The 9,663-nt window shown below is 59.9% G+C and carries 8 protein-coding genes and 1 tRNA gene; 8 read left to right on the top strand and 1 reads right to left on the bottom strand.

The features are described 5' to 3' along the window. From B7Y49_RS14255 to B7Y49_RS14240, 4 genes are all read left to right on the top strand, one after another. A partial coding sequence (locus B7Y49_RS14255; RefSeq protein ID WP_374128269.1) for an EAL domain-containing protein occupies nucleotides 1-939 on the top strand: 939 nt, incomplete at its 5' end. 141 nt (nucleotides 940-1,080) lie between these two features. After that, nucleotides 1,081-3,501, top strand: a complete 2,421-nt coding sequence (locus B7Y49_RS14250) for an ATP-binding protein (protein ID WP_374128268.1) — start codon at nucleotides 1,081-1,083, stop codon at nucleotides 3,499-3,501. Nucleotides 3,502-3,566: 65 nt separating this feature from the next. After that, complete coding sequence (locus B7Y49_RS14245) at nucleotides 3,567-3,959, top strand: response regulator (protein ID WP_374128267.1); 393 nt, start codon at nucleotides 3,567-3,569, stop codon at nucleotides 3,957-3,959. Between the two features lie 152 nt (nucleotides 3,960-4,111). After that, nucleotides 4,112-5,104 carry an AraC family transcriptional regulator gene (locus B7Y49_RS14240; protein ID WP_374128266.1) on the top strand — a complete coding sequence of 331 codons (993 nt, stop codon included), beginning with the start codon at nucleotides 4,112-4,114 and terminating at the stop codon, nucleotides 5,102-5,104. Nucleotides 5,105-5,140: 36 nt separating this feature from the next. On the opposite strand, the gene B7Y49_RS14235 is transcribed toward B7Y49_RS14240, so the two are convergent. Further along, nucleotides 5,141-5,214: transfer RNA gene (locus B7Y49_RS14235), tRNA-Cys, on the bottom strand. A gap of 199 nt (nucleotides 5,215-5,413) precedes the next feature. Between B7Y49_RS14235 and B7Y49_RS14230 the strand changes: the two genes are divergently transcribed. The 4 genes from B7Y49_RS14230 to B7Y49_RS14215 all read left to right on the top strand — a co-directional run. Next, nucleotides 5,414-6,043 carry a protein-L-isoaspartate O-methyltransferase gene (locus tag B7Y49_RS14230; protein WP_374128270.1) on the top strand — a complete coding sequence of 210 codons (630 nt, stop codon included), beginning with the start codon at nucleotides 5,414-5,416 and terminating at the stop codon, nucleotides 6,041-6,043. Nucleotides 6,044-6,057: 14 nt separating this feature from the next. Further along, the gene (locus B7Y49_RS14225; protein ID WP_374128265.1) at nucleotides 6,058-7,518 is read left to right on the top strand and encodes a TolC family outer membrane protein; all 1,461 of its coding nucleotides are present in this window, start codon (nucleotides 6,058-6,060) and stop codon (nucleotides 7,516-7,518) included. A gap of 80 nt (nucleotides 7,519-7,598) precedes the next feature. Further along, nucleotides 7,599-8,081, top strand: a complete 483-nt coding sequence (locus tag B7Y49_RS14220; protein WP_374128264.1) for a DUF2497 domain-containing protein — start codon at nucleotides 7,599-7,601, stop codon at nucleotides 8,079-8,081. A 92-nt stretch (nucleotides 8,082-8,173) separates the two neighbouring features. Further along, a partial coding sequence (locus B7Y49_RS14215) for a class I tRNA ligase family protein (protein ID WP_374128263.1) occupies nucleotides 8,174-9,663 on the top strand: 1,490 nt, incomplete at its 3' end.

Below are 9,663 nucleotides of genomic sequence, written 5' to 3'. Positions count from 1 at the left end.
GTTGCATCCGCCGACGATATCAGACTGGCGGAAGAGGCCGAACAGGCGATTGAAGAGGCCCGGTTTACGCACGTGCCGGTGTTTCGAGACCTATCCAGTACCGCACCGAGTTTTGATCGGCATAGCTTGATTCGCGATCTGGAAAAGGCGCTTGAGCGCGGTGAGATGTTTTTGCAGTACCAGCCCAAAGTTCATCTGCGTCGCCAGGAAATCTGCAGCGCCGAAGCGCTCGTACGATGGCAACACCCGGTCCGCGGGCTGATCTTGCCCGGTGATTTCATTCCCGCCGCTGAGGATTCGCGCGCCATTGGCCCGCTGACCCTGTGGACGCTCGCGCAGGTCATTGCCGATCAGAAGATGCTGGCCGCTGCTGGGCATGATCTGTTGATCTTCATCAACATCTCAGGCCAATTGCTTGGTGATGCTGCGTTTGTCGCGCGTGCGTGTCAGATGGTGCAATCGGGCGGTGCACGGATTGGGTTCGAAATTACCGAGACCTCGGTGATCCGTGATCCCGAAACCGCGATTGCGCATCTTCAGGTTTTCGCCGAGGTCGGCATCGCCCTGGCGATAGACGATTATGGGGCGGGACTATCGTCGCTTGCCTATTTGAAGCAATTGCCGGCCAGCGAACTGAAGATCGACAAACTGTTCATTACGCAATTGACCAGCAGCAACCGCGATCCGCTTATTGTTCGATCAACGATCGATCTTGCCCATGCGCTTGACATGGAGGTGACGGCGGAAGGCGTCGAGACTCAGGCGGCAATGGCCCTGCTGAGCGTGATGGGGTGCGATATGGTGCAGGGTTTCTTGATCAGCCGCCCGATTTCGATTGGCGCATTCCGCCAGTTTCTCGAGGAAGATCGACATCTGAGCGCCGCTGCCGAGCCGCGCGGCTCTTTTTTCAGACCGGCCAGCTTTTGGAAAAGCGCCTAAGCTGGCGTTCTTAGGCCTCGCTTAACAGCTTTGTGCGATAACCGAGCTATGGAGTTACCGTTCGTGAAACTGCGGGGAGGCCCTGGCGCTCGACTGGGCCTTTTTGCGCTTTGGCTAGCAACGTTTTTCTCTGCGCCTTTGTTGGCTGCCCCACCTGTTCCAACGGTAACAGTGTCGGTGTCGCCTGCGGCGACACGATTGCTCATCGAAGCCAAAGAACAGATGCGGGGCAATGCGGCGGTTGCGCTTGCAAAAGCACGACAGGCCGAAAGGATTATTGCGGCAACGCCCAATAATGATCAACGTAACCGCGGCATTGCCGAAGCACAATGGCTGCAGGGTGAAGCCCATTTGCGATTAAACGATCCCGATCGCGCAGCACCGTTAATCTCGCAGGCTTTGGCAGCGGTTGAACGCGAGCGCGTACCGACGAAGTTACATGCAGATATTCTGCTCTCACGCGGCCAGCTTGATACGTTACACGCCAAAGTGGGCAGTGCGCTCGCCGATTTTCAAACCGCCCACAATATTTTCCGTGCGCTGGGTGAAACACGGAGCCAAGCCATTGCACTCCAGCAAATCGCATCGCTGTACCGAGAGGCCGACGATTTCGAAACGGCGATGAAATATGATTCGCAGTCGGCCGAAATCTACAAAGGTGATTTTGGTCTGGAGATCTCGAACTTCAACAATCGTGGCAATTACTTGGTCGAGAATGAGCGTTTCGCCGAAGCCGAAGCCCAATATCGTCTGGCGCTGCAGGTTGCGGGCAAGATGAAAAGCCCGATCTTACAAGCACGAATTCTCCGCAATATCGCCCGCACCCAGTTGCGTGCTGGGAAGCTGGCTGCCGCCGACCGGACGATTGCGACTGGCATGCGGCTAACGTCGACTGGCGAGGGGCAGGCTTGGCGTGATCAGATTCTCGCCATTGCAGCGCAGGCAGCTTTGCAGCGCGGGCAGTTTCAGCGCGCGGCTGCTGCCATTTCTGCAACGTTCAGGGGGGTCGACCTTACCGATACCAGTCTGTCGTTCCGCGATGCGCATGAAACGGCCTATGAAACGTTCAGCAAGGTTGGCCGGGCCGATCTGGCCTTGCGACATCTGGAGGCGTTGAAGCGGCTCGACGATAAAACCGCCAAGCTGGCCGCATCGACGAACACGGCGCTGATGGCCGCCCGGTTCGATACGGCGAACAAAGACGCCAAGATTGCGACCCTCAAAGCCAATGAGGCGTTACAGAGCGCTGCCTTTGAAAAAGCGCGCGCGCGCCAGCAACGCGTGGTGTTTATCGGCGTCGTGATTGCATCCTTGATTGGCGTCGGCATGCTGATCTTCGGGTTGATCACGATCCGGCGGAGTCGCAATGAGGTGCGCGCCGCCAACGTCGATCTTGCCGCGACCAATACCGCGCTCGAAAAAGCGCTCGCCGCAAAAACTGAATTTCTGGCGACCACCAGCCATGAGATCCGCACGCCGCTGAACGGCATTTTGGGGATGACCCAGGTGATGCTGGCCGATCAGAACCTTGGCGCCGCCACGCGCGACCGGTTGACGGTGGTGCATGGCGCTGGGGTGACGATGCGCGCACTGGTCGACGATATTCTGGACGTCGCCAAGATGGAAACGGGCAACCTCACGCTCGAAAGCGTGCCGCTCGATCTGCCCGCAACGCTTCGCGAAGTATCGCGCTTGTGGGAGGATCAGGCACAGGCGCGCGGCATCGCCTTTGTGGTGGATCTCGATCAAAGCCCGGTGATGATCCAGGGTGATCCAGCGCGGTTGCGCCAGATTGTGTTCAATCTACTGTCCAACGCCCTGAAGTTCACCAGCACGGGTACCGTGACGCTGAAAGCGACAACGGCAGAGGATGGGCGACTGCGCCTCGCGGTTGCCGATACCGGCATCGGCATTCCCGCCGACAAGCTGGACATTATTTTCGAATCCTTCCGTCAGGTCGATGCCGGCACCACGCGCCAGTTTGGCGGCACCGGGCTCGGCTTGTCGATCTGCCGCAATCTTGCGCGCGCGATGGGCGGCGAAGTGACGGTCAGCAGCACGCCAGGCGAGGGATCATGCTTTGCAGTAACGCTGCCGCTCGTGCTTGCTGCAGAGACGGCGCCGATAACGGCGGGCGGCCGCACCGGTCCGGCATTGCTGATTGTTGATCGCAATCCCATTTCGCGCAGCATGTTGCGTGCTTTGCTCGCGCCGCGGGCAGGGGAGGTCGCCTTTGCTGGTTCCGCCGATGAGGCGGTTCGCCTGATCGCCCAACATGCGCCGCAGCAGGTGCTGATTGACGATCAGACCGCCCGTGCGGAAAGCAACGTCGATGCAGCGCTCACACTGATTGCCGCGAGTTCGCTGGTGATGCGCGCGCGCGTTACGTTGTTATGGTCGGCAACGGACGTTGCGGAAACCGCCCGGCTGGTCGCAACGGGGGTTACGCAGATCATCACCAAGCCGGTCAGCGGCGTCGATCTTGTCGATGCGCTTTATCCGCAGCGCGCAAAAGAACTCGGTTCTGGCGTAGAGCAACGGCTTGTATCGCAAGCGGCTTGAGGCGATATGGCACCTAACATGACTTATCCTCTCAAAACACCGCGTTGCTCTCCCGGGCACCGCCCGTGAACGTTCTTTTTGTCGAAGACGATTCCATGAATCGTCGTGTCGTAAAGGATATGCTCGACGTTGCCGGTGCCACAATGGTCGGTGCCGAAAGCGCCGAAGTGGGCCTGCAGCTGATCGAAGACCATGATTTCGATGTCGTGCTGATGGATTTGCGAATGCCGGGGATGGACGGGATGACAGCCATCCAGCACATCCGTGCGCGATCTGATGCCAAGGCCTTGTTGCCCGTTATTGTCATCACCGCAGACACGGCGGTCGACCTGCGTGATCGCTGCATGCGTGATGGGGCCGATGAAGTTTTGTTCAAACCTGTGGCAATGGATTCGCTGTTCGATGCCATTGGCAGGTTGATGGCACGTGGTGCCGAACGCGGCGGTAGTATCATCTAACTGCTGTTTTTGTTGATTTATTGTTAATGATTCAAGTCATTCGTCTCATATCGTCTCGTCATCGTGCTAATCTAATCGCACCCCGTTTCTAGTCGACCGAACATGTGGGTAAGGGTCTGCCCGAACGTTATTCACGTCCGAGGGGGACTGACATGACCGAGGTGATCTTGGATCGATTGCTGATGGCACTCGATATTTCGGTCGATGCTTTCGCGATCTGCGAAGTTAATCGTGGCCTTCAGTTGGTTGCTCGCCCTGGCGACGAAATCGAGGTTCATTATGTGCTGGCGGGGACGATGTATCTGTCCGTGCCGGGCTATGCGCCAATCAAGTGCGGCCCTGGCAGTGTCGTTTTGGTGCCGCCCCATCTTTCTCAGACAATCGGTGCCGAAGATGCCCCTGGCCGCCAGCTGGTGGCGATGGATAATTGTTCGCCTACGCCAAACGGCATGTTGCGGTTCGATGCAACCGGCGGGCATGCCGGGGAGCTTCGTTTTGTTTGCGGGACGATCACCGCCAATATCTCGGGCTCTTTCGGGCTGCTCGATACCGTACGGAAGCCGATCGTCGAAAATTTGATCGATCTGCCGATCGTGCAGACGAGTTACGACTTGATGGCCGCCGAAATGGCGACTCATGATCTTGGTTCGCGGGCGCTTGCGGGGGCCTTGATGAAGGCCTGTGTGCTCTTGCTGCTACGGCGCCATTTCGCCCGGAGCGAGCACGAAACGAGCCTGTTGAGTACGCTGCGAGACGCTCGCCTTGGTAAAGCCGTTACCGCAGTGCTCGATAAGCCGGCGGCGCGACATAGTGTTGCAGCGCTTGCCTCGATTGCCGGGATGAGCCGATCAGCCTTTGCGCGCGAATTCTCGAATGCTTTTGCGATTAGCCCGATGGAGTTCGTGGCACGCACGCGGTTGCACCATGCAGCGGAAATGCTCCGGTCGACCAACATTCCCGTGAAAGTGATTGCCGCGCATATCGGCTTTTCGAGCCGCAGCCATTTCAGCCGCGCGTTTCGGGATGGATATGGCGCCGATCCCAGCACCTATCGCCGCGAAGCATCGCAGGGTGGGCGTCGCGAGCCGACCCGCTGGCGCCGCCCGATCACGGAGCCCGCGCGGGAAACGCGCGCCGCCGGTTGATCGGGACGAGTGCGCCAACCTGCGGTTGCTGAAAAGTGGAGGCCCGACCGGGAATCGAACCCGGGTGCAAGGATTTGCAGTCCTCTGCGTCACCACTCCGCCATCGGGCCAGAGCGGGGCGCAATGCGCGGGCAAGGCGGGGCTGTCAACCCAGTGAGAACCTTGTCAGTTTAAAATTGCAACCTAGCTTGGCGCTGCGGCGCCTGCGATATACAAGCGCGTCAGCGGCAATGGTGTATTGCACACCTAAAACAGTTGTGCCAAGGGGACTAAGTGGTGACGATTGCGGATCAGGCCCAGTTTGCGGCAATGCGCCAGGCGATGGTGTCAAACCAGTTGCGGACCAATGCGGTCAGCGATTCGCGCCTGGTTGCCGTCATGGGCCGGGTGCCGCGCGAAGCCTTTTTGCCAGCGCCCGTCGCTGGGCTGGCCTATCGTGATACCGCGCTGCCGCTGGGCGCGGGCCGCGCCGCCAATGTGCCGATCGCGACCGGGCGGCTGCTGAACGAGGCTGCGGTAACACCAACTGACAAGGTTTTGCTGATCGGCGCGGCGGGCGGTTATACGGCAGCCGTGCTGGCCGAAATGGCGGCCAAGGTTGTCGCGGTGGAATGCGATGCAGCGCTGGTATCGATTGCCCAAGCGGCTCTGGCTGGCAACGCGAAGGTGACGATCGTTCATGGGTCGCTTGAAAAGGGGCATGGAGCAGGCGCCCCCTATGACGTCATTGTCATTGATGGCGCGGTGCCGCGCGTGCCACAGGCGATCATCGATCAGATGGCGATTGGCGGTCGTCTCGTGACCGGCATTGTCGATCGCGGGGTAACCCGGCTTGCTTCAGGGCGGCGCAGCGCGGGCGGTTTCGGGCTGACCGATTTCGCCGATGTCGATTGTGTTAACCTGCCCGGTTTTGCCACCCCCCAGCAGTTTGTTTTTTGAGAAAGTACGACCTCATGATGCCGCTGTCGTTTTGTTCCGTCGTAAAGTCCCGCGTCATGGCCGGGGTAGCGCTTCTTGCACTAGCGGCGCCAGCCTCGGCGGAAACGCTGCGCGAAGCGATGGCGGAAGCGTATAAGACCAACCCGACTCTGGCAGCGCAGCGTGCTAACGTTCGGGCGATAGATGAAACCGTGCCGATTGCCCGGGCAAGCGGTTTGCCAGCTGTTCAGCTGCAAAGCACCTATAGCGAAAACGTGGTCGTATCGGTGTCCAGTTTCACGGCACCCTCGCGGCTCACCAACACCCAGGGAAGCCTGACTTACCCCGTCTATGCCGGGGGATCGGTGAAGAACTCCATCGCTGCCGCCAATACCCGTGTTGAGGGTGGACGTGCATCATTGCGGGGAACTGAAGCCGATTTATTCAGCAGCGTCGTTGGCGCTTATATGGATGTGATCCGGGATGAAGCGATCGTTGGTTTCAACCAACAGAATGTGCGTGTGCTCGACGTGAATCTGCGCGCATCCAAGGACCGGTTCGAAGTTGGCGATCTCACGAGAACCGATGTCGCTCAATCCGATGCACGATTGGCTTTGGCGCGAAGCCAGTTGCAAAGCGCTGAGGCGCGGTTGATCTCAAGCCGAGAAGCCTATGTTCGCCTGGTTGGCAGCGCACCCGGGACACTGGAAACGCCGCCGCCTTTGCCGAACTTGCCGAGCAATCCTACCGCAGCAGTCGAAATTGCGCTTGCCGACAATCCGAACCTGCTGGCCGCCAAAAAGGCGCGGGACGCGACCAAATATGATATCCGGGTCGCGAAAGCAGCGCGGCTGCCGCGGGTCGATGCGTTTGTTCAGGGGGCCTATACCAACTTTTTGGGCACGCTCGGCGGCGGCCTGATTGGGGTAACCTTCCCGCAATTCGATCGCACGTCACAACTCGGATTGCGGTTGACCTTGCCGTTGTACCAGGGGGGCGGTCCGGCCGCCCAGGTTCGTCAGGCAGAGGCGCGGCGGAGCCAGTCGATCGAACAACTGACAGAGGCGGAACGTGGCGTAATTGCGCAGGTCCGTTCTGCCTTTGCGGTGTGGCAATCGTCGCTGGAAGTGATCAAATCGGCCGAGATTGCGGTAGAAGCGAACCAGCTGGCGCTTGAAGGCGTGAAGGCGGAAAACAGCGTTGGCAACCGGACAATCCTGGAAATCCTGAACGCTGAACAGGAATTGCTGAATTCCCGCGTGACGTTGGTGACGGCGCAGCGCGATGCCTATGTCGCCGGCTTTGCGCTGCTGGCGGCAATGGGGCACGCCGAGGCCAAGGATCTCGGGCTGGAAGTCGGCCCGCTTTATGATCCAACCGTCAATTTCAATCGGGTCCATCACAAGCTGTCGGATTGGGCTGATGGCCCGGCGGCTACAGGCGTTTCCACCAGCACGGCATCAACGCCGCCACAGACGGCGATTATCGAGCGATAGGTTGACAGCCATCACGCAAATCCGCCAAACACCGGGGTAATGGATCGCTGACACGGCGATTGAGACGGCGGGGCATGGTAATGGGCGATGTGAGCGCAGAACCGTCGATGGAAGACATCTTGTCTTCGATCAAGCGGATCATTGCCGAAGAGGGTGACGGCAGCGCCGTCAGCCGGGGCCGCCGTGCGCCGCGCCCGACGTCGACTGTGTCAGCTGCACCCGCACCGCTGCGCCGTGCGGCGCCCGATCCCGCCGATGTCCTTGAACTCAGCGACCCGGTGATCGACGATCTCGACGATGATCACGTGGTCTCTCAGCCGGTGGCGAACGATTCCATTCTATCGGAGACGGCAGCACAGGCGAGCCGCGGCGCACTGGACACACTGTCCCGCTTGGTGGTGAAGCCAGCCCCGGCCGCAGAGGCGCACGCCCCCGAAACGCTTGAGGGCATGGTGCGTGAAATGCTCCGCCCGATGCTGCGCGAATGGCTCGATGCCAAACTGCCCGGCATGGTCGAGGACATGGTCGCGCGCGAAATCGCCCGGATCACGCAAGGTAGATAATTGGCGGCGTTGATCCACCGCGTCCCGCTGGCGCACTTGCGCAGCGCAGCATAATTGTAGCGAAGGCCGGAACTGCCGGTTAAGGGCAGGGCATGAGCGAACTTCCCAAGACATTCGACCCCGCCGACATCGAGCAGCGCTGGTACGCGCATTGGGAGGCGAACGGCCTGTTCCATCCCGATCGCCCGGGGGCGGAGCCATGGACGATCGTCAACCCGCCGCCCAATGTTACGGGATCGCTCCATATCGGCCATGCGCTTGATAACACGCTGCAGGATATCCTGACGCGGCATGCGCGGTTGCAGGGCAAGGATGCGCTCTGGGTGGTTGGTACCGATCATGCCGGTATCGCGACGCAAATGGTGGTCGAGCGGCAAATGGCGCTCAAGCAGCAGAAGCGCACCGATTTCTCGCGCGAGGATTTCGTCGCCAAGGTGTGGGAATGGAAAGCCGAAAGCGGCGGTGAGATTACGCGCCAGCTGCGTCGCCTCGGCTGCTCGATGGACTGGGAGAATGAACGCTTCACGATGGATGAGGGCTTTTCGAAAGCCGTCATCAAGGTGTTCGTCGATCTCTATAATCAGGGCCTGCTTTACCGTGACAAGCGGCTGGTGAACTGGGACCCCGGCCTCGGCACCGCGATCAGCGATCTCGAAGTCGAGACGATCGAGGTGAAGGGCGGCTTCTGGCATTTCCGCTATCCGCTGGCGGATGGCGTGACCTTGGACGACGGCCGCCATCATATCGTGGTGGCGACGACCCGGCCGGAGACGATGCTCGCTGACATGGCGGTCGCGGTGAATGCCGCCGATCCGCGCTATCAATCGGTCATCGGGAAATTCATCGATCAGCCCATCACCGGGCGGCGTATTCGGATCATCCCCGATGATCATGCCGATCCCGAACTGGGCTCGGGCGCGGTTAAGATCACGCCGGGGCATGATTTCAACGACTTCGAAGTCGGCAAGCGCGCTGGGTTCAAGCCTGCCGATATGCTCAATATGCTCGATGCAAAGGCGAATGTGGTTCAGACGGCGGACGGGCTCGTGCCCGCCGAGTTCATCGGTCTGCACCGTTTCAAGAAAGACGGCATGCCCGGCGCCCGCGAGCTGGTCGTCGAGCGGATGAAAGCGCTCGGCTGCCTCGTGCCCCATATCGACAAGGATGGCGAGCCGCATGACGCCGAACCGCGCACGATCCAGACGCCGTTCGGCGACCGTTCCGGCGTGGTAATCGAACCGTGGCTCACCGATCAATGGTATGTCGATGCGGCGGCGCTCGCCAAGGCCCCAATCGAGGCGGTACGCTCAGGTGCGATCGAGATCGTGCCGAAGAGTTGGGAAAAGACGTTTTTCAACTGGATGGAGAATATCCAGCCCTGGTGTGTGAGCCGGCAGTTGTGGTGGGGGCACCGGATACCGGCGTGGTTTGGGCCGGAAATAATTGATGATCGAGCTCATTTGGATCTTGCTGTCGCTGATTTAGCTCATCCTGACCTCCCTCGAAATGCAGTCGGAACGAAAGTCTTTGTCGCTGAATCCGAAGACGAGGCGATTCAAGAGGCGCGCGACTATTACGGGTC

This window comes from Sphingomonas sp. 28-62-11 (assembly GCF_002278865.1).
In the GTDB taxonomy this organism is placed as follows: Bacteria; Pseudomonadota; Alphaproteobacteria; order Sphingomonadales; family Sphingomonadaceae; genus Sphingomonas.
The sequence above is the reverse complement of the archived record's forward strand: the minus strand, read 5'-3'. Positions and strand labels throughout refer to the sequence as shown.